The sequence below is a fragment of the Microcoleus sp. Pol17C6 genome (assembly GCF_036701145.1).
In the GTDB taxonomy this organism is placed as follows: Bacteria; Cyanobacteriota; Cyanobacteriia; order Cyanobacteriales; family Microcoleaceae; genus Microcoleus.
Genome location: NZ_JAUBQH010000023.1, coordinates 64316 through 89920, shown reverse-complemented (window position 1 = coordinate 89920; position 25605 = coordinate 64316). Strand labels below are relative to the sequence as shown.

Here is a 25605-nt window from a genome sequence, read left to right as displayed (position 1 = left end):
TAATTGGGTCAACAGGTAAAAGATGAGTAATTTGACTCATTGACAATAGTGCTTTTAGCTTAACTTGTGAGTAATGCCCCCTGCTTAAGGGAGGGATTACTTGTTATCTTGAGGTTTATTTAAAGAATTAAGGTGATTGTTCATATCCTGCAAATCTCTTTTGAGAGCCGGATACTGGGAAGTTGCTAATAGCGGATCTTTTTTATCGGCAACTGTTTTTGCTAGGGGCAAAACGCGGTAGTTGAATTTGTTGTTCAAGCTGTAGCGGTGTACCCAAGTAGGATGTGTTTTTACCTCTGTAATTTCTGTGGTTTTTTCGGGAAACTTTTTGCGAAGATTTACTTGCAAAATTACGCCTAAGTCTGTATATTTTTTATTCTGACCGGAAATGAAGTTTCCCATAGAATAAATTGCTACAGCTTTGCGAGTTTTGCCATTTTTTCCGGGGAATTTAAAAATTTTGTAAGGTTGGACGACGTGGGGATGGCTGCCGAGAATGATGTCTGCACCAGCTTTTAATAGGTTTTCCACTAATTGTTTTTGTTGGGTGTTTGGCTGTCGCTGATATTCGTCGCCAAAATGCAGGGAAATTGCGATAATATCTGTTCCTTGTTTTCGGGCTTTGGCAATGTCTTTGACTATCTTTTTTTCGTCAATTAGGGAAACTAAGTAATCTTTGCCTTTGGGTATGGGAATGCCGTTTGTGCCGTAGGTGTAGGCGAGCAGGGCTAATGAAATGTTGTTTTTGGTGCTGATTAAAGTGCGTGAAGCCTCGGCGGCTGATGTGGCTGTTCCTGTTGAGGCAATTTTGCGATCGCTCAGATTGGCGATCGTCCTAATTACCCCTTTTTCTCCACGGTCTAAAGCATGATTGTTCGCCGTTGTCAATATATTAAATCCGGCTTTTTTAGCAGCATCCGCTAATTGAGCAGGTGCGTTAAATAGCGGATATCCCGTATATCCGCCCGCATCTTCGCCCGCTAAAGGTGTTTCGAGATTTCCGATGACCCAATCGCCTGTTGACAGGATACTTTTAACTGGTGCGAAGAAAGTGTCAAAATTGTATGTTTTCTTTTTTGCGTCGTAACCCGATCGCGTTTGGGTACTGTGCATCATGATGTCGCCGACAGCAATTAGTGTTGCTTCTTTGATTTCAGACTTGGGTTTGACGGGAACAGGGGTTGCTATTGGCGATCGACTTTCTGTAGTCTGTGTGTTAGTTTGTGGCGTTTGGACATTGCAGCCTGCGATCGAAAGCATGGCAATTATCGAGAGCAACCGACGAAAATTCATGATTTTTAAGAGTAATTTGTCGGCTAACATGGTATCATAAATAATTTCCTTACGGCTCAAAAAATGAAAAAAAACTATCTAATTCTTGCCTTAATTGTTTTTGTAGCAATTATGGGTTTTGGGGTTGTAACTTACGCTCAAACTTCGGGCGATAGACCTTTTGAATTTGCCTTAATTGGCGATTTGCCCTACAGTGCCGAACAAGAAGCAAAATTTCCGAGTTTGATTGCAGATATCAATCGATCGCCCGCAGCGTTTGTCGTCCACGACGGCGACATTAAAAACGGTTCTAGTGTCTGCGATGATGCAACTTTTGTCAGTCGCAAGCAGTTATTTGATAATTTTGAAAATCCATTTATTCTAGTTTATGGTGACAATGAATGGACGGATTGCCACCGTTCAAATAACGGCAGTTACGATCCAGTAGAAAGACTCGCTAAACTGCGGGAAATTTTCAACCAAGGTAATCAAAGTTTGGGAAAGCGCACCTTAACTCTCACCCGTCAAAGCGAAAACCCGCAGTTTGCTAAATTCCGCGAAAATGTTCGCTGGATTTATCATGGAGTTGTGTTTTTCGCGATTAATATGCCGGGAAGCAACAACAATTTTGGCCGCACTCCCGAAGCAGATGCTGAATATGCCGATCGCAATTCAGCTAACTTAGCCTGGATCGAAGAATGTTTTGCTTTAGCCAAACGCAGCAACAGCAAAGGAATTGTGTTAGTTGCACAGGCAAATCCGGGATTTGAATTCGAGCCGACGGACAAAAGAAGAAGTGGCTACAACGATTTTATCGCAACTCTGGAAACAGAAACAGGCAATTTCCCAGGGCAGGTTGTATTCGTCCACGGCGATACTCACTATTTCCGCATCGATAAACCTTTACCCTATTTTACCGATGAGACTCAACTACCGAGAATGAAAAATTTTACTAGAGTTGAAACTTTTGGTTCTCCCAATGTGCATTGGTTGCGGGCTTTTTATGACCCGGAAAATCCTAATTTGTTTGAATTTAAGCAGCAGATTGTTCCGCAAAATTAGGCGAGATAGCACAATTTTTAGGCAAGATAAATATGTTTTGGGATTACCGTAAAGATAGGTAGAATTGAGGAATTTATTTATGACAATCGCAACTGGGCGAATCACCCTGGAAGAATTTTTGAAACTGCCATAAACCAAACCGGCCAGCGAATACATTGAGGGGGAGATTATCCAAAAACCTATGCCGAAAACTAAACTTTCTCGTCTCCAAGGGCGATTCCTGCGTGTCATTAATGAAGTAGTAGAGGAACCCAAGATAGCTTATGCTTTTCCAGAGTTGCGGTGTACCTTTGGCGGTCGATCGATTGTTCCAGATATTGCGGTACTATTGTGGGAACAGATTCAATTTGATGAGAGTGGCGAACCAGTAGATGATGTGCGAATTGCGCCGTATTGGGCGATCGAAATCCTGTCGCCACAACAAAGCTCAAATCGCGTAACTAGAAAAATTATTCACTGTCTTCAACATAATTGTCAATTGGGGTGGCTAATCGATCCAGACGATCGATCGATTTTAGCGTTTTTGCCCAACCAACAACCGCAATTCTGCGAAGGTAGCGATGTCCTTCCTGTACCCGAAATGACTCCCCTGAATATCACTGCCGAACAGGTGTTTAGCTGGTTGAGAATGCAACAATGAATCAGGGCGATCGTCTTTTTTGTACGAATTTAAAAAATCTCCCGGTTGGGTTTGTAGTGAGGAATGCAAGTCCTCATCAAAACTCAGGAATTAAGTCCTTACTACAAACCAAATTCTCTATTGTCGCCACCTGTCAAATTGGTCTTCGGAACAGCCATTAATAAATTGATTGTTCACCCAACCGTCAAGGATTGTCAAAGTTTCATTAGGAGGATTACCCGAAAATCTGGCCGCAATTTTCACCCAATTACCTTGTCTGCTGACAGCCCTAACTCCGTCTCCTCTTTTGAGTTTAGCTACAACCGGGTACTGATTGCCTGGGCCTTTGCGAATGTTAACAGCGCCACCTTCACCTGTAATAAACGAGCATTGAGTTTGCTTTTTTAAAGCTTCTGCTTTTGCGGGAGCAAGACTTTGCTGCTTGCCGAAAACAGGAAAGCTGTAAAGCGAGAAGCTAAAACTTGCAACGACGGCTGCAATAAAAAAGGCTTTTGATTGAGTAAAAATTAGCATTATTTCATTTCCTGGTATGGGCTGAACTGAAGTCCCGATTATAATTTTTTGAGAATGACTTCAGTTCTTACTACTAACTATTATTTGACCGAGGCAAACCATTTGGTAACACCTTGGGCGATCGCCTCAGCTAATTTCTTTTGTTCTGTCGGATTCACAATCCATTCAAACTCTTCGGGATTGATCAGAAATCCCAATTCCATTAAAACAGATGGAGTAACGGCAGGACGAGTCATGGCTAAGTTATTCCAGAATACACCATAGCTCGGACGGTTCAACTTGGCAACTAAATAATTGTGCAAAAACATTGCCAAACTGTGCGATTGCGGGTGAAACCAGAAAGCGCCGACGCCTTTAGTCTTAATGGCATCGCCGTTATCCGGCAAGGCATTGTAGTGAATTGAAATTGCGATCGCAGGTTCTTCTTTTTGAATCATTTCCACCCGTGGCGGCAAATCCAAATCGACATCTTCTACCCGCGTCATTACCACATTCGCGCCCCGATTTACCAATTCCTGTTGCACCAATTTCGACACCGTTAAAGCTACTGTTTTTTCCCTAATTCCCACTGGACTCACAGCACCTCCATCCTCCGGCCCGCCGTGTCCCGGATCGATGAGAATCTTAATTCCCGACAGCGGCTTTGCTTGCGAATTGGGCACCGCGCTTGTATTGGCAGGCGGGTTTTTTAAAGACAGCACTAAAGTTGTGCCCTCGTATCTCAATTTATAGCCCCACTGCTGGGCAGATTTGAGATTAAAAGTATATTGTACTTGCAGTGGCGCGATTTGTTGCCATTCCAAACGTGAAATTACGGGGTCATCCGAGAGGCGGATAATGTCAGTTTGAGCGGTGGTATTGTACAGGGTTAAAGTGAAGGTGCGTTCTCCTTCCTGCACGGTGACTGGGACGGGTGTTTCTAAGGGAAATAACACCTCTGTCCAGCCGGAAACTTGACGCGAACTGGCACTGCGAATAATCGATCGCGGAGGTACTGTATCCTTGACAATTCGCACTTCCGATGCTTTAATCCAAGCACCGTAATCGAGTCTGAGCCATTCTCCCTCGCGCCCGATAATTGTTGCTCGCGTTCCCTTCGGCAGCGGTGTCATCCGAGAAAAATCTGTACTTGCCCCGGTTCTGGCGACACCAGGATCTGCTGTTACTTCGGCTATTTCTAAGTCAGCCGGAGAAAGAATAGAAATTTTTCCAGTACCTTGTTGGCTGATAGTTTGATCGTTCATTGTTAGCTCAAACGATGGCACGCCTAAATCAACTGTTTCTCCCTTAGATGAGAGGGCGTTCTCCGGGGTTTGACCGCAGCCTTGATACTGTTGGCTGCCGCCTTTTTTGATCGGGGAATTTGCGTCTAATAGTACAGATGCGTTGTCTGGTAGTTCAACTTGCGATCGCGCTTTTAAAGGAATAGTAATGCCCGCCAATTTTACCGAAACTTGAGCATTCGCAGGTGCGATCGCCCCAAAGCAAATATATTCCCCCGGCAAACTCGCCACATCGACTTTCGGTGTCAGGGAATCTTTAGCAAAAGCCAATCCTACAGGGACTTCCGGCTGATTCGACTCGCGCGTCACCTTAATTTTGACTTCCTGATTTTCGTAACGCAAGGTAAAGAGATTTTCGCCAAGTTGCAGCGGAAAAGTCGGGGCGAAATGCCCAGATGCGGTGCGTGAAATTTGGTTGCCATTTACCAACACTTGTCCCGGTGCGGGCGCTGTACCGATTAAAAAAATGCGATCGGCTGTAGTTTTGTGGTTGGCGGGAGGATAAGAGACGAACAAAGGTTGAGCCGCCACAGCTACAGAGGCGATCGCCACGATCATCCCAAACACACATAATGCTAAAAATTTTCTCATTCTAAACCGCAACTAATTGAGACTCTGTTGGTTATTTATACTAGAACTTGGCCTAAGAAACCGGATTTCTGAGGATTAGCCGTAAGTCCTATTTACTATACAAGGCCCATTTTATCAGGTTTGTAGTTGCAATTGAGCGATCGGCAAAATAAATTACCGCATCAAACCATTAAGTTTTAATTAATTCCGAGGTCGTTCTCCACAGTTGATCCAACCGATTCGCCGGCATCGTCAAATACAAAACATCCCCCGTAGTCAAACAACAATTCAGTAAATCCCAGCCGTGGAGAGTTTGACACTTAGTTTCCACATAAAGAGGCACAAAATCCGCAGACTTAGCAGCATCTTGAATGCGCTGGCCGCAGAAAGGATGGTTTGGCGTAATCAATGTGGCCAAGCAAACCCATAGACTGTCAGCAGTCATTCCGTTGCCCAAAATTCTGCCTCCAATCGCCGCCGCTGCGAAAGCAGGAGCAGCCAATTCCGTCGGGTTCAAAACTCCTTCAAACTCAAAAACTTGCTGCACCATCAAAGCAAAATGTGGGTCTTGATTGCGGACAATAACCGATAGTTTGGGTGCCAATCCTTTAGCGCTCAAGGCAATTTCGACATTAGACATATCGCTGCTAGTTACCGCCAAAAGTGCTGCCGCTTGCTTAACATTAGCAGCTTCCAGAGTTGCGGGCAAACTAGCACTTCCCTGAATGACAGGAATTTTCATTGAGCGAGCCGTGCTCAGAAATCGGCTGTTGGGATCTTGCTCGATCGCCACAATATCGTAACCGTTAGTGTGCAGTTCTTTAGCAATTTGGATGCCAATTCCTCCGAGCCCGCAAATAATGTAATGATTGCGCTGCGGCACTCGCGCCACATCCCAATATTCGGTAAAGCGAGTTCCCAATACATAATCGTTGAGCAGTGCGTAGCAGATCCCTATGATGCCGGCTCCAACTAACATCATCACAACTGTAAATAGTTTAATGCTTTCAGGAGCTTGTTCCGCCACTTTTTCATGGCCTCCGGCTCCGGTAATCATCCCTACTGAAAAATAGAGAGAATCGACAATTGAGATATTATCGTCAACACAAATATAGGTGGCAGTAGCAACGGCAATCATTGCCAGCAGCGTCAGTACAACAATTACTGCTGCTTGGCTGTGCTGCTGAAATCGGCGCAGGTTAGTTAATGTTTTGAGCAGTTTTTGAGTGAAAGTTTTTTGGGGGCTGCGGATAGTCGGCTGAGTGGCAACAATTAGCCGATCGCCCTGCTGACACTGCCGATCGGCAAGCACCGCCGATACTAAATCAGTTTTGTTAGCAGCCGGCAGATAATAAATCAACATTCGCGATCGATCGTCCCACAAATCGCTCAGTTTTCGATTTTTCCAAGGATGTGTTTCATCGATATATTCTTCGTGAATCGGCCAAGTGCGATCGAACAAACGCAACTGTCCGATCGCCTGACTTCCGAGAGCCGCAAAGGCAAAAACCGGAGCCGCCAACGATGAAACGCTCATGGAAGTGTGATCGGGCAAAGTGTGGTCAATCCTATCGCCCAAGCTAGTATTGAACAATCTGTTGATGATTCGGATCTGAGGATTGAGAATCCTCGCCTGCATCAAAATTGCCAAATTCACAGCATCATCGTCTGCTGCAATTACTAAAGTGTGAGCGTTTTGAATGCCAGCCGCCAACAAGGTAGAAGCTGCTTGCAAATTGCCGACAACCACATCAGAAGTTTCGCCGCGAATTGGGCGATCGCTAATACCAACCACAATCGCTCCCTGCTGTCTCAACAAACAAAAAATCTTGTGTCCCGTGTGGCCCAACCCGCAAACAATGATTCGAGGTTTCATAAAAAGTTATTTGGCAGCCAATTTCGGAGCTGTCCTTTGTAATTTTACTTACCATTGTTGACGGCTCTGGCTTTGAAGAATGTAGCTAAAAACACTATCTAGGATGCTTGTTCCACAGTCTCGAAGTTTTGGAACAAGGAAAGGGCCGTGCCGTGTGCCTAAAGCCGCGTTCCCAAGTTTTGAAACAAGGACACAGCAGTGCCCTGTACCTACAGATATGAGGTGCAATAACGTAATTTAATATTTGAAAAATATCCGGGTGCGACAGCCCACCAGCAGAAATTGAATAGGTAGGGACACAGCCCTGTCCCTACAACTATGACTTCCTACATAAATTTAGCTGCCTTAGCGGCAGGAGTTATTATGAAATTCACTGCACCCTTATTAGCATCCGCTTTAGTTTTCGCCGGTACTGTCGCCTTTGCAAGCCAAGTGCAAGCAGCTCCAACGAGCAACTGGAATAACACTAGAACAACATTTCAGTGCGTTACTTCCGGCCGCAATTTTGTCACAATTGCGCGGCGGGGAAATGTCACAACAGATCCGATGATTCTGTGGAAATCTACCGAGTTCGGCCGCGAATATACACCTTGGCAGCGCTGCCAAATTGTTTCCAATAGATTGACAAAAGCTGTTGCCCAGAATGGCGGAAGATTGAGCAACTTGCAGTTAACAACAGGAATTGTGAATAACTTGCCCGTAGTTTGTTACGTGAACGGACGGGGGCGCTGCAACTCTCAAAATCTGCTGTTCACCCTTGACAAGCGAAATGCTAAAAATCCCGGTGAAGCTTTAACGAGATTGATTAATTTTGCCCAAGACGGCGGCGGGCCAGTTACAACGTTCAGAACCGGAGGTCAATCGTCTGCACCGCAGTTTGTTCCCTTTGGAGATATGGTCGATCGAGCTTTTAATTCTCCAAACAATAAACCGTCCGTTCCTGTAGCAAAACCGCAGGGCGATCGAGGTATCTAATCTCCAATTCAACTCGTTACCAGGCAGAGCCTGGTAACGCAAATCCGGAGGCTCTGCCTCTAATTTTCATGGAAGCTTGCGAGGCAGAGCCTCTGGATATCGGCTCCCAGGCAGAGCCTAGGAACCAGTTAACTAAAAAAACTACACTGTCACCCCTTCAATCTTCTCATCAGTTAACTCATACAACTCGCGCAACTGCTGCAACTTATCCGCATCCGGCTGCCAAAAACCCCGCCCGTTAGCCTCCAACATTCTGCCGACAATATTGCGAAAAGCTTCAGGATTAGCCTCCCGCAACTTCCGCGCCATTTCCTCATCCAAAGCATAAGTATCAGCCGCCTGATCGTAAACCCAACTATCAGTAAAATCAGCCGTTCCGCCCCAACCAATTAACGCCGTCATGCGCTGCGAAATTTCATAAGCGCCGCCAGAACCTTGATTGACCATCGCGTTAGCCCACTTAGGATTTAGCAACTTAGTTCGATATTCCAAGCGCAGCAAATCTTCTAAATTGCGCGGAGTTGTATCCTGAGAAAAACTTTCTACAAAACTCGTGTTAACCTTTTTGCCGCGCTGCTTTTCTGCGGCTTTCTTCAAACCACCAGTATTCGCATAATACTCTTGAATATCAGTCAAACCGTATTCAACAGAATCAATTTCTTGAATTATGCGATCGCACCCTTGCAACAACTGAGTCAAAACCTCCGGCCTCGCTTCCCCCTTATCCTTCCTCCCGTAACTAAAAACATTGCGACTTTCCCAAGTTTTCCCCAACTCATCGCCCGATTCCCAACTACCATCCACAACCCTATCGTTAACCAAAGAACCAAAATCCCCAGCCGGATTAGAAAACAACCTGGCGGAATAATTCTGCACACCTTTTGCCTGCAAAATTAAAGCGTGTTTGCGAATAAAATTCTGCGATTCCGGTTCATCAGCATCCGCCGCCCGCACGAACAAATCATCCAACAATTCAATAATATTCACAAAGCTATCACGGAAAATCCCCGAAAGATTTCCCAACACATCAATCCGGGGGTGACCGACATCAGCTAACGGTTTTAATTCATAGCGAACAATGCGGCCAGTTCCCTCTTTCAGAGGTTCAGCCCCCACCAATTCCAGCAGAATTCCAATAGATTCGCCCCGAGTCTTAATCGCATCCAAACCCCACAACATCACCGCCACAGTCTCAGGATAATTCCCATGTTCCTCAAGGTGCTTCTCAATAATTTTCCGAGCAATTTCGCGCCCCCTTTCATAAGCAGCCGGAGAAGGCATCCGATAAGGGTCTAAAGCGTGAATATTCCTGCCAGTTGGCAACACCCCAGCCCCATTCCGCAACAAATCCCCGCCCGGTGCAGGCAGAATATATTCCCCATTCAAACCCCGCAAAAGATTAGTCAACTCATCCGTAGTTTGCAACAACAAATCCCGCACCAACAAACCCTCCTCAAAAGCCCCACCAAACCCCTCTTGTGGCACAGGTATCTTGCCTGTGCTTGTTTGCGAAACAATTGTTTTCACCTGTTCCTGTGATAACCTATCCCCAAAATAAGCCTCAAGATAAGAGGTCATTTCCTCAGAATTAGGGGGTTCCCCGAGAACGTGCAAACCCGAAGAAAATAAGCGACATTCAACCACCTGCAAATACTCGTAAAGCTTCACCAGATAGCGGTTAAAAGCATCAGCACTGAACATTCCCACATTCTCAAAACTAAAAGCAATACCCAACTTGCGAGCCTCATCAAACGGACAATCCGCCTCCAAACCGCTATCTAAAACTTTCTTGCAAATAGCCTCTTTCAGCACATAATTTTTTGCAGTATCTTCTCGATATTCCGCAATCAAATCCCGCAAAGCCATCAATTCCTTGTACAAGCCAGCGCGGCCGTAGGGCGGCACGTTGTGAGAAATCAAAACACCGTAACCGCGCCGTTTTGTTAACATCGATTCCGATGGATTATTAGCAGCATAGATATAAAGATTCGGCAAACTTCCCAACAGAATATCCGACCAAGAATAGCCAGTATTTCCCAGAGGAGATCCCGGCAACCATTCAACAGTACCGTGCATTCCGAAGTGAACCACAGCATCAGCTTGCAAATCATTTTGCAGCCACTTGTAAAAAGCAGCGTATTGAGGGTGAGGCGTCAAATCGCGATCGAACATTAAGCGCATGGGATCGCCCGAAATCCCCAGCGGCGGTTGCAAACCTATCCAAACATTCCCCAGTTGAATGCCACCGATTTGGAACTCGTCGCCCTCTGTCTTAATGCCCGTACCCGTTAAAGATTTCCACTGTTTCTCGATACGACTTGTTAACAAATACCCCAGCCACTTCTCCAGCTTTTTGACATTAACAGTATTGCCAAACCCTCCCCTCCCATCTGCGTTCATCCCCGTTAATCCGCCCCCATCTGCGGTTGCAGCATCATCCGCCTCCTTCACCCTGCGAATTAACTCCTCCCCGTCAGCCGGAATTTCTCCAACTGTATAACCTGCTGCTTGAAGTTTGTGCAGGAAATTTAGCAGCGATTTCGGTACATTTAATAAAGCAGCCGTACCCGCCGCCCCGTAACCGGGAGGAAACCCGTAGAGAATAATCGCAATTTTCCTTTCAGATGGCGGAGTTTGCCGCAGTTTCACCCAATTTTTAATTCTACTTGTCAGGCGTTTCGCGCGATCGGGCACCAGATAAATATCCTCACCCACCAAACCGCCCAGCGGCACTGGATCGATCGCGCCATCCAACTCAGGCAAAGCATACAATACCACACTTTGCAAACCTCCAATCCCCTGACGAGTCCAAGAATGGATATCCTGAATCAGCAGAGGTGCGGACACAAAATAAGGTACATTTTTAGCAGTTAAAATGCGCTTAGCAACTTCCACCTGCCTTCCACCCTCCATCGAACCAGCAGGCCCGCCAACCAAAGGAAAGCCAATAGTAGAAACAATCGCATCAACTTCCACAGCATCTTTAGAAAGCGAAAGAGTTTCAACATTGCCTTGTTTTCGGCGCGCAGTTTCATCAGCAGTCGTCATCCAATCCCGCACCGCCACATGGCCCTCAACGCCATTGATAAAAATCGGCAAAGGCACAATTCCCGCATCTTCAAAATAGCGGATTAATTGAGGAATATAAGGCTGCTTGGTGATAACGTGCTTGCGGTAAAGCAAGATGCCCACAACAGGGGATTTTACTTGATATGAATTTTGGAACCCATTGGTGTCAAATTTTGTGGAACGGGCATCTTGCCCGTTAGAAACCTGGTCATAATTTTCCGACAAATTAGTCTCAAATTTTGTGGAACGGGCATCTTGCCCGTTATAACCTTTTCTATCAAGATGTCTAGCCTCTTTTGTGGAACTGGGACCTTGCCCGCGCCTAGCACTTTGATGACTCAGATACCAATCCAAATATTGCCGAGGCGATTCAAAATAACCATTATAATCAGGATGCAATAAACCCATATTGGGAGTTTCCACAGGCGGCGGAATTTCTGCAACTTTCAGCCCCAAATACTTTTCGGCAATAATCCAAAACATCGAGACAACATTATCCGCACCGCCCGCATTCCAGTAACCATAAATAATCAGCCAGTTACGCAAATCCTGCACTTTTTGCACCGGCACATACTTTAATAACTTCGGCCCAACCTTCAAAAAGCTGATGTAACCAGCCAGCTTATCTTCTTCTCGCCCATTGCTGAACTTATCCAGAATAAACTTAACCGGCTTCGGCATTCCCTTCGGTTTGTCGCCAATTTTAAAAGCGCCGATTTGAGTAAGACTCATCAATTCCAAAGCCGACTCAAAAACCAGGCGAATCGGGATATGTTGCACCATTTCTCGCAGCCACATTACCGCATCGTAATCAAACAGCAAACTCCCGAAAAACACATCAGCATTCGAGAGGGCGGCTGCCACAGCGTCAGGTTCGTCTGCGAGGGCGCGATCGCTAAAAACCCGTACTTCCAATCCCTGGCAGCCAGAAACAGCCGACTCGGCAGCTTTGCGGTACAAATCAGCATTAAAAGATTCAAACCCTGCAATTAAGACAATGCGTTTCACAGCCCTACCTCGAAATATTTGCTTCTTTTAATGATAGACTAATTGCAGAAAATCACAGGCAAGATGCCTGTGCCACTAATAAAACAGAAAAACTACTTGCTTCACTTCTTACTTTTCTTCGCGCCTTCGCGATTCGTCGTCAAATATTTATTCGTAAAGTAACAAAAAATTAAAATAATTAAACCACTCCAAACACACACATAATTAAAACCGTGAATCGAATTCCTCCCGCAATAGTTATATTAGGTCAAAACAGCCTGCAGATCGCCAAAAAAATCTCCGCACATTTCCCCGGTTCCCAGATTTACGGTTTAATCGATCGCACGGACGACACAGACATCAACTTTAGCAACTTCGGCGAAACATTGCGGGAATTGTTTGCAACAGAAACCCCAATCATCAGCATCTGCGCCGCCGGAATAATCATCCGCACCCTCGCCCCGCTGCTGTCAGACAAACGCGCCGAACCGCCAGTTTTAGCCGTCGCAGAAGACGGAAGCGCCGTCGTACCGCTGCTGGGCGGTTTGCACGGCGTTAATGATTTGGCCAGAGAGATTGCAGCAGCCCTCGGCGTACAACCTGCAATTACCACCACCGGAGATATTCGGTTTCGCACCGCGCTGCTGAGTCCTCCCCAAGGCTATTATTTAGCGAATCCAGAGAACGCGAAGACTTTTATTTCAAATTTGCTCGCCGGGGCAAAAGTACGCCTAGAAGGGGCTGCAAGCTGGGTTTCCGAGAGCAATTTGCCGATCGCGCCCGACGCCCAATTAACTATCCGCGTCACCGAAAAAGCAATTGCGCCGACGCCAGATTGTTTGGTTTACCATCCGCAAATTGCAGCAGTTGCACTCGCGAATCTATCGAATGTTCAGCCAGAAATATCCCTGTTTTGCGTGCAGGAATTACTGGCAAAAACAAATTTGGCAGCAGCTTCTGTTGCTGGATTTTTTGCATTAAAAGAAGAGATGGGAAATCCGGCACTTGAAGCAGTTTCACAATATTTTAAAGTCCCCGTCCGCTTTTTCAATCTCTCCGAACTTGTCGAATTAGACTCAATTGAATTCATCGAAAATAAGGCTGCACAAATTGCCCTGACAGCAGCAGGTGCAAACAGTCAGTTAATCGAATGCGATCGCACTTTATCCCTGAATTGCGCGATCGCCCTGGCCGCCCAACCTTTTGATGCTAGGGCGATCGGAGTTAGCCGCGGCAAACTGGCGATCGTCGGTACCGGCCCCGGAGGCGCGCCCTGGATGTCCCCGGAGGTTAAGGAAATTTTGCGCGAAGCCACGGATTGGGTGGGTTACAAGTTCTATCTCGACTTAGCCGGAACCCTGCGGGAAGGACAAAAGCGGCACGATTCCGACAACCGCGAAGAGATCGATCGCGCGCGTTTTGCCCTAGATTTAGCAGCATCAGGAAAATCTGTCGCCGTGGTTTCGTCGGGAGATCCGGGTATTTTTGCGATGGCGGCGGCAGTGTTTGAGGCGATCGACTTTGAGGCCAAACCCGAATGGCAAGGCATCGATATTCGGGTGGCACCGGGCATTTCAGCCATGCAGGCGGCCGCGGCTGCGATCGGAGCTCCCCTTGGACACGATTTTTGCGTGATTTCGCTTTCGGATATTCTCAAGCCTTGGGAGGTCATTGAACAGCGGATTTCGGCAGCAGCAGCGGCCGATTTAGTTATGGCATTTTACAATCCCATCTCGAAACAGCGGATTTGGCAACTCGGAAAAGCGATCGAGATTTTGTTGCAAAGTCGCGATGCTAAAACCCCCGTCATATTGGGGCGCAACCTCGGCCGCCCAGGCCAATCTGTGCGGGTTTGCACCCTCGGCGAATTCCAGCCGCAAGACGCCGACATGAGAACTTTAGTTATTGTCGGTTCGAGTCAAACTCGGATTATTCCCCGCAAATATGGAGATGTTTGGGTTTATACGCCGCGCAGGTACGACAAATAAGTAAAGCAGCAAAAACTTAGGAAATCAGCAATTGACTGAAAGCTAATTGACTTTGACAAGGAGATTTTTTGATCTCGCTGGGGGAAGTCTAGGTTAACTAATGGCGGCGAATCACTCGATCGCGATCCACCTGTTATTTCATCTTATGGTTTTCACACTCGATTGAGATGCGATCACCTTTGATTACAGAAATCCTCGGTAATGAGGGAGCTCGGCTTCAGGAAGCCGAGTTTTTCTCGCAGACATTGAGCGAATTTAGAACTAGACTCAACCCTAGTAAGGGTTTCAGCTTGATTTTTAGAGATATCTAATTTACATCTCAGGAAATAAAAATTTTTTATATAGCAGAATAAAATTAAGGGCGATCGAGGTCTGCTACATTATTTAATTTTAAGATAATCTTATCGCTAAAAAAAATTAGCTTCACGAAAATGAGTCTTTTAGGTCTGTACAGATACAGAATTAAGATGCTTTATGATAAAATAGCTTTAACAAAAGGTTAAGGAAGCGGTTAAAAAAACATGAAATTCCAAATTCCTCTAGCTCCTGGAGCTGTAACCCAATTTTTGCTTCGAGTGGTGGGCTGTCTCGTTGTACTATCTTTCTTGACTCGGATGAGTCTGTACTTCTTGCCGGATTACCCGTCTAGAGACTTCTTGGCAATGGCATTCAACGTTGATGGCGAGGTGAACGTTCCAGCTATATACTCATCTTTGGCATTGCTGTTTAGTTCTGTGTTGCTGGGTGCGATCGCCCATGTGAAAAATTTGGATAGCGATCGCTACAAGCATCACTGGAAAATTTTATCATTCATATTTTTAGCTCTATCTGTAGACGAACTGGGTCAATTGCACGAACATTTGATTGGCCTGCGAGGCGTGCTAAATGCAACAGGGTTTCTTTACTTTACTTGGATTGTGCCGTTTGCTGTTCTAGTAGCGATATTTCTCTTATCCTACAGTAAGTTTGTGTTCCACCTTCCTGTTTCCACAAAAAAATTATTTTTTGCAGCCTGCGCTCTTTATATTGGAGGAGCAATGGGGATGGAAATGCCAGGGGGATACATAGCTTCTACAATGGGACAGGAGAATGTAGCTTACGTGATAGTAACGACCCTTGAAGAGTTTTTAGAAATGCTGGGCATCGTTGTATTTATCCACGCATTGATTTCATATATCAAAACATATGTAGGCGGGGTAAGTTGGAATATTTACATACCCGGAAAAAACCCACAAGTTACCGAGGATCAAAATATCGATCTACCTGCTCTTCCGCAACCAGCCAACACAAATCTATTACAGTGAATCACTTAAAACCGGGTTTAGGGACGACGCAAATACTGCATTATGGGTTTTGATTAAGAGAAAAAACCCGGTTTCTTTTTTACTAATGCGTCCTTGACTGGATATTATGTGATCTTCGGCGCACAAAACGACTAATATATAGGCTGCTTGTGGCACCAAAAGACTAATTCGACGTGGAACAGCTTAGTTCACAGATGACATCCTTACCTTTACCAGAAAATCGCTAAGAGCAACCTTTGCATTAGGATTTGACGGCAAATGACTTCTAAAACTTGCATCTTCTAATATATTGATTAGCCGATCGCGCTCTTGCTGATAAAATTCTATATCTGTATCTTCGAGCACTGATTTTTCCTCCCCAGCCAGCTTGCGAGCAATTAAATCAGGAATGTACGACAACTGGAACTTATCGTTAAGTTTCACCAAATTCGCCTCCACTTCCCCCGTTTGCATCAAGTGAATCCCCGCTAGCAACACCCGGTAAACATACAGCAGCGGCTTAACCCGACGCGGGCGTTCTTTCTCAAACAATTTCCATTGAGTTTTAGCAAAACCGAGATAGTGGTGGCTGTGGTGCTTGGTAATGCAGTTCGAGGCGAGATCCTTTAATTCCTCGTGTTCCTTTGTACTGTAAACTATCAGCGGCGAATACAGTTGTTCTAGCACGTAGCCGTTGCGCTTCAACAGCATCTCAAAAAATTTCTTGATATCGTGAGTTACTAAATCGAGTTGCATTCCATCCCGAACTTCCGACACTTCGATTGTTTCTTCAGCAGAAATCAGTCCAATTACTTTCGGTAGCGGTAAGATGTGTACTCCCCGCAAGTCGAAGTCAGAATCTGCGGAAGGAAAGCCGTATAAGTGCGAACCGCTGACAGTCGCAAACAGCAGCGGATAAGGTTGAACGGAGATAATTGGGGCTAAATCGGAAATGTATTCTGTCATTTATTTCAGTCCCCCTCTGCGACGGCTTTGTTTGACAAGAAGCGATTTCAAGATCCGATTTCGATCGCACCTCTACGAGATTTAATCAAAAATAGGTTCGCTTTCTCGTAATTAGGACGTTCCGGTAAGGAAGTTGCAGCAAAAGCGCGATCGAACTCACCGTGCAAACTCAACCGCCACTGATTCACCTCATCCCAGGATATTTCTTGGTTGCGGATCGATAAAAGTTGCGATCGATAATCCTGCACGCGAACAGGCACAAACCCCTCCTTTAGCACCGTAATTCCTGACAGCAACAAGCGAATTAAGTGCATCGCGTGCTTCCAACGAATTTCCCCAGTATTGCGGAGGTCTTGCTCCATCTTTTTAAATTGAGACAAAACGTAGCTATTGTAAGTTTGATAAACCAATTGAGAAAGAAAGATTTCCTTAATTTCCAGCAATTCTTGTGCGACCGGAGAAACCGTTTCTACCAAAGGCGTGTACAAACATTCTAGCACATTTGGGTTAGCTTTTAGTGCCAAAACTAGAAACTTTTGCAGTTCCCAATAGCATTCCTGATTTTTCTTGTTTTCCAATTGTTCTGGAATGCCGTAAAGTGACCAATGAAGTATTGCCGGTGGCAGGTAAATCCCGCGTCTGTCTGTATCGGATTGCTCGTTATCAAGACCATAAGCTCTCGAACCAAGAATGCAGCGGTAAATTACAGAATCATAGAGGTTGTATTCTGCTAAAAAATCTCCTCCTGACTGCAATCCTTCGCTCTGAAACTGCTTGCGGATGCTGAGTTCGTGCCGCCGCAGACTAACTTCTGTTCCGTCTGGGAGTTTGACTAAATATGCGTGGGAATTGTCGGTAGGCGATTGAACGATTACACCTACTAATCCCGGTTTCCAAGATTGGTCGCTGGCGGGTTTTTTGACCTCAATTCTGGTGACAATTTGGGTTCCTGTGGGTAGGATTAAGTTGAAATTTTGAGGAATATTGGCATTTGCCATGAGGAAACCTCCTGGGGGGAGACGAGCTACAATGTTAGTGTAGCATATGTGTAGTATAAGAAATGGGGGTTTTGGGCGATCGCTAGTTTTGGCGTAGGTATGCGCTTGCTTTCCTAACAAATCGCTAAAACTATTGTTAAATAAGGCTTCTATGCTTAATCGAAATTGAGTGATCTAAATCACATTCTCAGCGTGACAAAAATTATTGATTTAAAGGTAAAAAACGAGGTAAATTTATACAAATTTTAATTAATTAAAAATAAAATAATGGATACAAACATCCCACCGGGATACTTAACAGGGCTGTTAGATTTGGACGATATGACTGGGGGGATGGTACGAAAGGATCTAATCATTGTTGCCGCCAGGGTTTCAATGGGGAAAACCTGGTTTGCGATACATTTGGCTCTACAAATAGCCAAAAAATACAAACTGCCGGTAGTCTTTTTTAGTGCCGAAATGTCTAAAGAAGCCCTCACAAAGCGGATGCTGGCGATGGCGTCGGGGATAAATTCTCAAAGACTGATGTGGAACAAAATCTACGAGGAAGAATCGGAGAAGCTGGCATCCACAATCGGAGACCTATCGGGATTACCAATAATTATCGATGACACTTCGGGCCCTAGCCTAACACCAGCACTAATGAGAAGCCTCCTTCGGCGCGTCGAACAAGATTACGGAAAAATCGGCTTAGTGATACTAGATAACCTCCAATTATTAGGAGAAAGAAGCGCAGTAAACCGCGCTCAGGATGTGGCAGCGCTTGCAGGACAGTGCAAGGCGATTGCCAAGGATTTTGATGTGCCTTTTGTAGCACTAGCTCAGATACATCGTGGCGTCGAAAGTCGCAATGACAAGCGCCCATTGCTGTTGGATTTGAAGGAAGGTGGCGACATCGAACAATATGCAGACCTCGCCCTGTGTCTGTATCGCGACGATTATTACAACCCAGAGTCAAGCGAAAATGGCAAGATAGAGGTGATAGTTCGCAAGCAAAGAAACGGTGATATGGGTACAGTTAAATGCTGGTTCAATCCAGAAAAAGGCTCATTCATAAGTATTATAAAATGATAAATTTGTAGGGTGCGATTCGGGCAGAATGTGACGACAACAAACTAAGAATTCCCCCCCTAGCGCACCCTACGGTTAGCTATCTACGAATAATCTGTAGGGCGCGCAATGAGCACCTTACGAATTGATAGAAAAATGAAAAAAGAAAAGAGCCACGAACCTGCTCTAAATCCCTGTAACTCTTAATAGATATAGTTGTGAGAATATGGGCGATGCAGGATTTGAACCTGCGACATCTACCGTGTGAAGGTAGCGCGCTACCACTGTGCCAATCGCCCGCAGATAACTACCATAACATACTGACTTCCAATTAGCAACTAAAATTGCAAAAAAAAATCAGCCGCTGGTTTCAGAGTTAAACTCGACATAACGTGCGATCGCACTTTTGCCCGATCGCACTCAAATAAGCATCAGTTAACCTGCCACCAACCCGCCGACGGGCCGACAAACCGCACTACAATCCACCAAGCCACCAAAAGACTAATCCCGATCCAGCTTCCGCGACTTGTCCACTTGACAAAATCTTCGCTTTGGGTTTTCGTGATTGGCAGCCAGGGAACGATGCGTTCTTCTTTACCGTATTCGTCGCCGATCGACTCTTTGCGACGCTTAGCTTCACCCATAATCTTTGTCTACTAAATTAGATTTCAACTGGATACCTAACCAAATTATACGCCAACAGGTCATCTCAAGCCTGCGTCAGCCAAGTCGTATCCAAATAATCAATCCTCGCAAAAGGACTCAAAGCCGCTAAAACCTGCTGTCCATAACTGCGGTGAATCACCCTGCTGTCGAAAATCGCCACAACCCCTTGACGTTCTCGCACAGGCGCGATCGCCCGCTGCAATTCATTCAGCGCCGCCGGCAGTAAATACAACCGAAACCAATCCTTGCGCCGTTCCTTATAATAAGCCACACGCGCCGTCACCAAAGGATTCTCCAAAGAAGGTAGCGGCAAAGTTGCGATCGCCAGCAAGTGAGGCGCCCTCAATTCCCCCTGATGTTCCCGCCAAAACTCCCACCCCGTCACCAAAATCGCATTCTCGCCCACATCAGTCTTTTCTACCTGCACCCGAGAACCGAACTCAGAAGCCAAAATTGCCGCCAGCCGAGCCTTCAGCGGTACATCACCAACAATCAGCACAGTTAAACCCGCCACCGACGCGCTCATCAACAGCAAAGTCCGAATTTCTTCCATTAAAACACCCTGAAATTCCGGCGTATTTGGCAGCGGCAGCCAGTTGGGAATGTACAGTTGAATTAATTCATTTTGTCGATCGGGCGAAAACTTAACGCTCGTCAATTCTGGAAGCCCCAACATTTCCCGGAAAATCGGAGCCTTCGGTTCCACATCCACCGCCCCACCAATCAACACCACCGGCTGATCGTCCCAAATTTTGCTCAAAACCTCAGCCACCTGCACCGGCGCGCAGTACAGAGAAAATGACCCAGCCTCCCGATGAATTTCCGCCCACCGCAGTTTTCCGTTTGTTTCCCACCGCTGCCAAAAATTGCTCCAAGCAGCCGGAATTAGGGGGTTTGGCTCGATTTTTTCAAACAGCCCCTGCAAAATATTTTGCTCTGCCGTTTCCAGCAAATAGCACTCCTCTGGTTTCGCCGGATGCTTAAAGAAAGCCCGCGTTAGCATTACCCGCCCTTGGAGGATTGCATCGGCTTCCAAAGGCTGAGATTGCATTAAATCGTTCCAGTCACCCGGTTGCAAACCTGCCGTCAATTGCTGGCGCGTCCAAACTTCCAAGTCATCCACACCGTCAATAATTGTCGGAATATTCTTGTGAAGTTCCGAATTCCCCGCCAAGCGAGCCGCCAGCCAAGACTGCGGATCTGCTAGCATCAATCCTCGCCCAGTGGCACGATCGGAATAAGTCTCGATCGACCCCTCTGTTTGCAGCCACTCTTGCAAACGCGGAATTTCCACTGCTCTCAAATGCTCGATCAGCGGTGTCGGCGCCACTAAAATCACAGGCTCCGGCCACATCAAAATCGGCATCAAATAGCTGACTCGATACCGCTGTCGGTAAGCTCCAGCGGGAAGCCCCGTTTGAATTAGAGCGCTGCGCCCCAAGCGCAAAGCCCGCGCCACGAGCCGCGCCATCGTTAAATGGTGTGGCCAGTGCGGCTCGGAGTGCGATCGCAGGAAGCGGAGCAATGAGTTGTGGACTTCTACCTCAATCAATCGGTTTTAAAATTGACATTTCTCACTCAACATAATCAAAACTGGCCAGAAAATCAACTACTTTTTGACCGAGAGGCAAACTGAATTTACTGTGCTGATGACTTGTACCTCCCTTCCCAAAATTCCCGTGAGAATTAACCATCAAACTCTCCTGTCCCGAACTAATTAAAATAGTTTGGGTAGGGGACTCAAAAAACTTTGTTGGCTGACTCACCCGTGATATATTAGAGAGTAAATTAATCAACTCATTTAATTTATTTGTAGCTGTACTCAATGCCTTACGCAACTGCACTATTCGTTTTTCCTCCAAATTTTGACTTTCGATATTTTTGCCAATAACCATAATATTTCTCTGAGTTTGTACAGCATCCTTAAAAGGAAGAATCGCTAAAAAAGCTGCTGGCAATAAATGCTCATCGCTCTCAAATCTAAAAGTTAGAGTAGTGCGGCGGTAGCCGACTTCAATATTGGGAGGAAAATTCATTGCCCGGTAATGCCGAGCTATTTCGCTGTAAGCTGTTGCTAAAGTGCTGTTTGCTGAGTAGTCTAAAAGTGCGTCAACCATAATTTGCACTAACCCAGGCGTGTGATTTAAAAATTTTCTCGATTCTGACGGCGAATTAAATTGTTGAATCTGAGTGCGATCGCCTGCGGGGCTGAGGTCAACCCACTGGCAAGTAATATCATCTGCGATGATGCCACATCGAGGAACCAAATACAGTTTTGCTCCTGTTAAAGTTGCTCCCCTCAAATCAGCGCCCACCCAATCTGCATTAATCAAATTGGTTTCTGTCAAATCAGCGTGAACGAAACTAGCACTTCCTAAATTAGTATTTCTTAAATCTGCTCCGTTAAGGTTAGCTCCGCTCAATTTAGCACAGCTCAGATCGGCGCCGTTGAGGTTAGCTCCCGTCAAATCAGCCCATTTTAGGTTAGCTCCACTCAAATTGGCACTGCTGAGATTCACCTGTTGCAAAGAAGCTTGTCTCATATCAGCATTGCTCAAATTGACGCCGCTAAGTTCTGCTTTCGTCAAATCCGCGCCATGCAAGTTAGCTTCTTGGAAGTTAGCTGAAGCAGCCGAAGCACCTCTGAGATTTGCACCGGAAAGATTAGCACCGCACAGGTTAGCTTCCGTCAGTTTTACCTCTCTTAAATCTGCTTCAGTCAGGTTTGCGCCGCTGAAGTTAGTTTTGCTGAGTTCGCAGCGGACTAATTCGCTTCTAATCAGGGATGCTCGGATTAATTGAGCTGCACTTAAATCGGCTCTCACTAAGTTTGCTACGTTGAGAGTCGCCCCGTTTAAGATTGCCCGCGACAGGTTGGTACTGCTGAGTCTAGCCACATTCAAGTTAGCTTCGCTCAAGTTAGCTTCGCTCAAGTTAGCGCCGCTCATGTTGGTGACAAATAAGCTAGCCCCCCTTAAATTTGATTGGCTGAGGTTGATGCGGCTGAGATTAGCTTCATTCAGGTTGATTCCTGTGAAATCTCTGTCGCCTTCAGTGTATCTTTTGACGATTGCAAATCGTTTGAGCAGTTCTTCAGCTTCCATTTGTTTACCTGAATAAAATGGCGATTGGCTAACTTTTATATGGCATAAATAGAAATAATATCAAATTAATTTATAGTATTTACTCACCGAGCTGATAAAAACTTTTGACAAACTCAATGACCGTATTTAGTGGCGGGGTGGTAAATCTTTGCGCTTTAATTGCAGGACTGATAGAGGTTTTGTTGACTCCCGGCAAATTTGTCAAGTTTCTGCCAAAATCTGGGTGATAGTGAATCATCAAAGTTTCGGCGCTGGAGTTAGCCAGTACAGTTTGGGTAGGCGATTGGAAAAAACTTGACATCGGTTCGCGATCGAGGCGAATCGGCTGAATTTTCATTTCCCCTATTTTTCTCATTGTTTTGGTCAGGGCTACGTTTAATTGCACTACCATATTTGAGACTCGGACGCCCAGGTTATTACCACTTTGGGGTTGAATCATCTTGATCAAAGTAATCAAATTTTTCTGAGTAAATGCTGCATCACTAAAGGGAATAATGGCAACGAAAGCTGTGGGAAATAGTTGCTCGTCCTGCTCTATTTTAAATGATATGATTGTGCGTCTGGAATTAACTTCGATACTGGGAGGATGGCTCAAAGCAGGGTATTGACGGGCAATTTGGCGGTAGGTAGCTGCCAGGACAAAGTTAGCATCCGGGTCGAGGGGTCGATCGACAATAATTTGAACTGTCGGCGGTGTAGCATTGAAAAACCTTTGAGATTCTTCTGGGGTAAAGCGCTGAATGTGGCTGCGATCGCCGTTAGGACTGAGGTCAACCCAATCGCAGGTAATGTCATCTGCTTTCACATCAAACCTAGAAACCGCGTAAATTTTTGCCCCAGTCAGGGCCGCTCCCGTCAAATCGGCGCCCACCCAATCAGCGTGAATCAAATTCGCTTGGGTCAAATCCGCGTGTACCAGAGTAGCGTTCAATAGATTGACATTGCTCAAATTTGCCCCGTACAAGTTGGCCCCGCTCAATCTCGCTTCATCAAGGTCAGCGCCAGTAAGGTTCGCCCCGCTGAGGTCAGCCCACCGGAGATTAGCGCCTCGCAAGTCAGCGCCACTGAGGTTTGCCTGAGATAGATTAGCTTGTCTGAGTTCGGCATTGCAGAGGTTGACTCCTCGCAAGTCTGCCCTGCTGAGGTCGGCTCTGTGCAAATTAGCCCGTTCCAAATTTGCCGCTGTTAGAAAAGCGCCTCTCAGGTGAGCCCCGCTGAGGTCGGCTTGCTCTAGATTTGCTTCTCTGAGGGTTGCTTCTCTCAAATCTGCTTCGCTGAGGTTTGCACCGCTCAAGTTTGCATTGCTGAGGTCGGCTCGGATCAGTTCGGATCTGATCATTGTAGCTTCGACGAGTTGGGCTTCGCGGAGGTCGGCTCGAATCAAGTTAGCCACGTTGAGGATAGCGCCGCTGAGGTTGGCTTTGTACAGATTGGCACCGCTGAGTCTGGCAACATTGAGTTTGGCTTTTCTCATGTTGGCGTTTGACAAATTCGTGCCGCTCATGTTGGTAAGGCTCAAAATTGCCTCACTGAAATTAGCCCCGCTGAGATCGATCCTGCTGAGATTTGCCTCGCAAAGGAGGATAGCAGTAAAGTCTCTTTCTCCTGCTGCATATTTGGTGATGAGTTCTTCGGCATCCATGCTTTTCGATTTCCCTGATGTGTTAGCTAGAACAAAGCTTTGTTGTGCCAACCTTTAAACTAGAATAAGCATTTTTTGTAACTTGATGCAATATGCTTAGACATCTATATTGTGGAAGCCTTTTATAAAATCCAAAATGCTAGTGATATTAGCTTGAGCCAATTTTGTGCTTTCGGCTAACTTACCCGATGTTGAGTTACTTGGCTCGTATTTTTTAATCAGGCGCTTGCCGAAGGCGGGGTGGTGATATACGCTGAGTCTTTGATCTCGGGAATTAATTAAGATCATCTGTGTTGGAATTTGAAAGAAATTGATGCTTTCGCCGATTTTGGGAAAAGAGCTGGAAATTTTGATTTGATCTACTTTGCTAATAGCTTGGTTGAGAGCTTTGCTGCATAACTGCACGTGTTTAGATTCTTTGACGTTAAGTTTGCCTGCATCGTGGGATTGAATCATTTTCATCAAAGCTATTAGGTTTTTTTGAGTTGTGGCAGCGTCGTTAAAAGGAATGATGGCAACGTAAGCGGTGGCAAATAATTTATCGTCGCTGTCCATTTTAAATGCGAGTACGGTGCGCCTGGAGCTGACTTCGATCGTGGGAGGCTGACTTAAACTCGGGTATTGTTGGGCAATTTGGTAATAAGTTGCAGCTAGCGCAAAATGAGCGCCTTGGTCTAAAGGCGAGTCAATCACGATCCGAACTGTGGGCAAGGTTTCGTGAAAAAATTCGTGGGTTCCTCCCGAGTTCAACCAGTAAATTTGGCTGTGGTCGCCGTTGGGGCTGAGATCGACCCACTTGCAGGTCATGCCTTCGGTTTTGATGCCTAGCCGCGAAACTGCGTGAAGTTTGGCTCCGGTTAAGGTGGCTCCGGTTAAGTCGGCTCCAATCCAGTCGGCGCGGATCAAATAGGCATTTGTCAGGTCGGCGTGAACTAAGCTGGCATTCAGCAAGTTGGCGTGGCAGAGGTCGGCTCGGCTGAGGTCGGCACCGCTCAATTTGGCTTCGCTCAGGTCGGCCCAGCGGAGATTGCAGCCGCTGAGAATAGCCCAACGCAAATTGACGCCGCTGAGGTCGGCGCCGCTGAGTACGGCTTGAGTAAGGTTGGCTTGTCTCAGTTCTGTGCCTCGCAAGTCGGCGCCGCTGAGGTCGGCGCGGCTGAGGTCGGCTCCTTGCAGGTTGGCTTGTTCGAGGTTGGCTTCTGTCAAGCACGCGCCGCTGAGGTGAGCGCCTCGAAGGTTGGCTTGAGCGAGGTTGGCTCCTCGAAGGGTGGCTTCGGTAAGGGTTGCGCCGCTGAGGTTGGCGCCGCTGAGGTTGGCGCCACTGAGTTCGGCTCGAATCAGCTCGGCTCTGATCAGTTTTGCTCCTATGAGTATGGCTTTTTTGAGGTCAACTCGCACTAGGTAAGCGACGTTGAGGTCGGCGTCGGTGAGGTCGGCGCCGCCTAGATGGGCGCCACTGAGTCTGGCAATGTTGAGTTTGGCACCGATGAGGTTGGTTTTGCTGAGGTTGGCTCCGCTCAGGTTTGCTACACTCAGATTCGCACCCTTGAGGTTGGCTCCGCTCAAGTTGACGCCGCTGAGGTTGGCCTCAGTCAGGTTGATTCCGGCAAAGTTTCTTTCTCCGGCGGCATATTTTTTCAGGAGTTCCTCGACTGTCATGG

At 46.3% G+C, this 25605-nt stretch carries 17 protein-coding genes, 1 tRNA gene and 1 pseudogene; 6 read left to right on the top strand and 13 right to left on the bottom strand.

What is annotated here, in order from left to right:
• Positions 1–96: 96 nt before the first annotated feature.
• The gene (locus tag QUA25_RS13750; RefSeq protein WP_333038639.1) at positions 97–1293 is read right to left on the bottom strand and encodes a CapA family protein; all 1197 of its coding nucleotides are present in this window, start codon (positions 1291–1293) and stop codon (positions 97–99) included.
• A 63-nt stretch (positions 1294–1356) separates the two neighbouring features.
• Between QUA25_RS13750 and QUA25_RS13745 the strand changes: the two genes are divergently transcribed.
• Both QUA25_RS13745 and QUA25_RS13740 read left to right on the top strand, forming a co-directional pair.
• Positions 1357–2334: a hypothetical protein gene (locus QUA25_RS13745; RefSeq protein WP_333038638.1), complete on the top strand. Its 978-nt coding sequence runs from the start codon at positions 1357–1359 to the stop codon at positions 2332–2334.
• 148 nt (positions 2335–2482) lie between these two features.
• Positions 2483–2974: pseudogene (locus QUA25_RS13740) on the top strand (Uma2 family endonuclease); the annotation flags it as partial.
• A gap of 117 nt (positions 2975–3091) precedes the next feature.
• Here the strand turns inward: QUA25_RS13740 and QUA25_RS13735 are convergent.
• From QUA25_RS13735 to QUA25_RS13725, 3 genes are all read right to left on the bottom strand, one after another.
• On the bottom strand, positions 3092–3487 hold the full coding sequence (locus QUA25_RS13735) for an SH3 domain-containing protein (RefSeq protein WP_333038634.1): 396 nt from the start codon (positions 3485–3487) through the stop codon (positions 3092–3094).
• An 80-nt stretch (positions 3488–3567) separates the two neighbouring features.
• Positions 3568–5361 carry an N-acetylmuramoyl-L-alanine amidase gene (locus QUA25_RS13730; RefSeq protein WP_333038631.1) on the bottom strand — a complete coding sequence of 598 codons (1794 nt, stop codon included), beginning with the start codon at positions 5359–5361 and terminating at the stop codon, positions 3568–3570.
• Between the two features lie 169 nt (positions 5362–5530).
• The gene (locus tag QUA25_RS13725; protein ID WP_333038628.1) at positions 5531–7216 is read right to left on the bottom strand and encodes an NAD-binding protein; all 1686 of its coding nucleotides are present in this window, start codon (positions 7214–7216) and stop codon (positions 5531–5533) included.
• A 318-nt stretch (positions 7217–7534) separates the two neighbouring features.
• On the opposite strand from QUA25_RS13725, the gene QUA25_RS13720 reads away from it, so the two are divergent.
• On the top strand, positions 7535–8191 hold the full coding sequence (locus QUA25_RS13720) for a COP23 domain-containing protein (protein ID WP_333038627.1): 657 nt from the start codon (positions 7535–7537) through the stop codon (positions 8189–8191).
• A gap of 141 nt (positions 8192–8332) precedes the next feature.
• On the opposite strand, the gene QUA25_RS13715 is transcribed toward QUA25_RS13720, so the two are convergent.
• Positions 8333–12268 carry a cobaltochelatase subunit CobN gene (locus tag QUA25_RS13715; RefSeq protein ID WP_333038626.1) on the bottom strand — a complete coding sequence of 1312 codons (3936 nt, stop codon included), beginning with the start codon at positions 12266–12268 and terminating at the stop codon, positions 8333–8335.
• A 212-nt stretch (positions 12269–12480) separates the two neighbouring features.
• Between QUA25_RS13715 and cobJ the strand changes: the two genes are divergently transcribed.
• Together cobJ and QUA25_RS13705 are read left to right on the top strand one after the other, a co-directional pair.
• Positions 12481–14235, top strand: coding sequence for a precorrin-3B C(17)-methyltransferase (gene cobJ, locus QUA25_RS13710; protein WP_333038625.1), 1755 nt, complete (start codon positions 12481–12483; stop codon positions 14233–14235).
• 521 nt (positions 14236–14756) lie between these two features.
• Entirely contained in the window at positions 14757–15539 is a 783-nt protein-coding gene (locus tag QUA25_RS13705; protein WP_333038624.1) for a hypothetical protein, read from the top strand.
• A gap of 183 nt (positions 15540–15722) precedes the next feature.
• Here the strand turns inward: QUA25_RS13705 and QUA25_RS13700 are convergent, their stop codons facing one another.
• Both QUA25_RS13700 and QUA25_RS13695 read right to left on the bottom strand, forming a co-directional pair.
• Positions 15723–16484, bottom strand: coding sequence for a nucleotidyltransferase domain-containing protein (locus QUA25_RS13700; protein ID WP_333038623.1), 762 nt, complete (start codon positions 16482–16484; stop codon positions 15723–15725).
• Positions 16485–16531: 47 nt separating this feature from the next.
• Positions 16532–17482 carry a DNA polymerase beta superfamily protein gene (locus tag QUA25_RS13695; protein WP_333038622.1) on the bottom strand — a complete coding sequence of 317 codons (951 nt, stop codon included), beginning with the start codon at positions 17480–17482 and terminating at the stop codon, positions 16532–16534.
• A gap of 267 nt (positions 17483–17749) precedes the next feature.
• Here QUA25_RS13695 and QUA25_RS13690 point away from each other — a divergent pair, with 267 nt between their 5' ends.
• The gene (locus QUA25_RS13690) at positions 17750–18553 is read left to right on the top strand and encodes a DnaB helicase C-terminal domain-containing protein (RefSeq protein WP_333038620.1); all 804 of its coding nucleotides are present in this window, start codon (positions 17750–17752) and stop codon (positions 18551–18553) included.
• A 206-nt stretch (positions 18554–18759) separates the two neighbouring features.
• Here QUA25_RS13690 and QUA25_RS13685 read toward each other — a convergent pair.
• The 6 genes from QUA25_RS13685 to QUA25_RS13660 form a co-directional block, all read right to left on the bottom strand.
• A tRNA-Val gene (locus QUA25_RS13685) sits at positions 18760–18831 on the bottom strand.
• A gap of 132 nt (positions 18832–18963) precedes the next feature.
• Positions 18964–19176, bottom strand: coding sequence for a DUF2839 domain-containing protein (locus QUA25_RS13680; protein ID WP_333038618.1), 213 nt, complete (start codon positions 19174–19176; stop codon positions 18964–18966).
• 65 nt (positions 19177–19241) lie between these two features.
• Positions 19242–20750, bottom strand: a complete 1509-nt coding sequence (locus QUA25_RS13675) for a helicase C-terminal domain-containing protein (protein WP_333038614.1) — start codon at positions 20748–20750, stop codon at positions 19242–19244.
• 22 nt (positions 20751–20772) lie between these two features.
• Positions 20773–22302, bottom strand: a complete 1530-nt coding sequence (locus tag QUA25_RS13670) for a pentapeptide repeat-containing protein (protein ID WP_333038612.1) — start codon at positions 22300–22302, stop codon at positions 20773–20775.
• A 79-nt stretch (positions 22303–22381) separates the two neighbouring features.
• Complete coding sequence (locus QUA25_RS13665) at positions 22382–23944, bottom strand: pentapeptide repeat-containing protein (RefSeq protein WP_333038611.1); 1563 nt, start codon at positions 23942–23944, stop codon at positions 22382–22384.
• 96 nt (positions 23945–24040) lie between these two features.
• Positions 24041–25603, bottom strand: a complete 1563-nt coding sequence (locus QUA25_RS13660) for a pentapeptide repeat-containing protein (RefSeq protein WP_333038609.1) — start codon at positions 25601–25603, stop codon at positions 24041–24043.
• Positions 25604–25605: the final 2 nt, after the last annotated feature.

Bases quoted from the DNA above. Each gene is read 5' to 3' on its own strand.
- QUA25_RS13720 (WP_333038627.1), top strand. From the start codon at position 7,535: ATGACTTCCTACATAAATTTAGCTGCCTTAGCGGCAGGAGTTATTATG.
- QUA25_RS13690 (WP_333038620.1), top strand. From the start codon at position 17,750: ATGGATACAAACATCCCACCGGGATACTTAACAGGGCTGTTAGATTTG.
- QUA25_RS13705 (WP_333038624.1), top strand. From the start codon at position 14,757: ATGAAATTCCAAATTCCTCTAGCTCCTGGAGCTGTAACCCAATTTTTG.
- QUA25_RS13680 (WP_333038618.1), bottom strand. From the start codon at position 19,176: ATGGGTGAAGCTAAGCGTCGCAAAGAGTCGATCGGCGACGAATACGGT.
- QUA25_RS13735 (WP_333038634.1), bottom strand. From the start codon at position 3,487: ATGCTAATTTTTACTCAATCAAAAGCCTTTTTTATTGCAGCCGTCGTT.
- QUA25_RS13695 (WP_333038622.1), bottom strand. From the start codon at position 17,482: ATGGCAAATGCCAATATTCCTCAAAATTTCAACTTAATCCTACCCACA.
- QUA25_RS13670 (WP_333038612.1), bottom strand. From the start codon at position 22,302: ATGGAAGCTGAAGAACTGCTCAAACGATTTGCAATCGTCAAAAGATAC.
- QUA25_RS13745 (WP_333038638.1), top strand. From the start codon at position 1,357: ATGAAAAAAAACTATCTAATTCTTGCCTTAATTGTTTTTGTAGCAATT.
- QUA25_RS13700 (WP_333038623.1), bottom strand. From the start codon at position 16,484: ATGACAGAATACATTTCCGATTTAGCCCCAATTATCTCCGTTCAACCT.
- QUA25_RS13665 (WP_333038611.1), bottom strand. From the start codon at position 23,944: ATGGATGCCGAAGAACTCATCACCAAATATGCAGCAGGAGAAAGAGAC.
- QUA25_RS13725 (WP_333038628.1), bottom strand. From the start codon at position 7,216: ATGAAACCTCGAATCATTGTTTGCGGGTTGGGCCACACGGGACACAAG.
- QUA25_RS13750 (WP_333038639.1), bottom strand. From the start codon at position 1,293: ATGAATTTTCGTCGGTTGCTCTCGATAATTGCCATGCTTTCGATCGCA.
- QUA25_RS13660 (WP_333038609.1), bottom strand. From the start codon at position 25,603: ATGACAGTCGAGGAACTCCTGAAAAAATATGCCGCCGGAGAAAGAAAC.
- QUA25_RS13730 (WP_333038631.1), bottom strand. From the start codon at position 5,361: ATGAGAAAATTTTTAGCATTATGTGTGTTTGGGATGATCGTGGCGATC.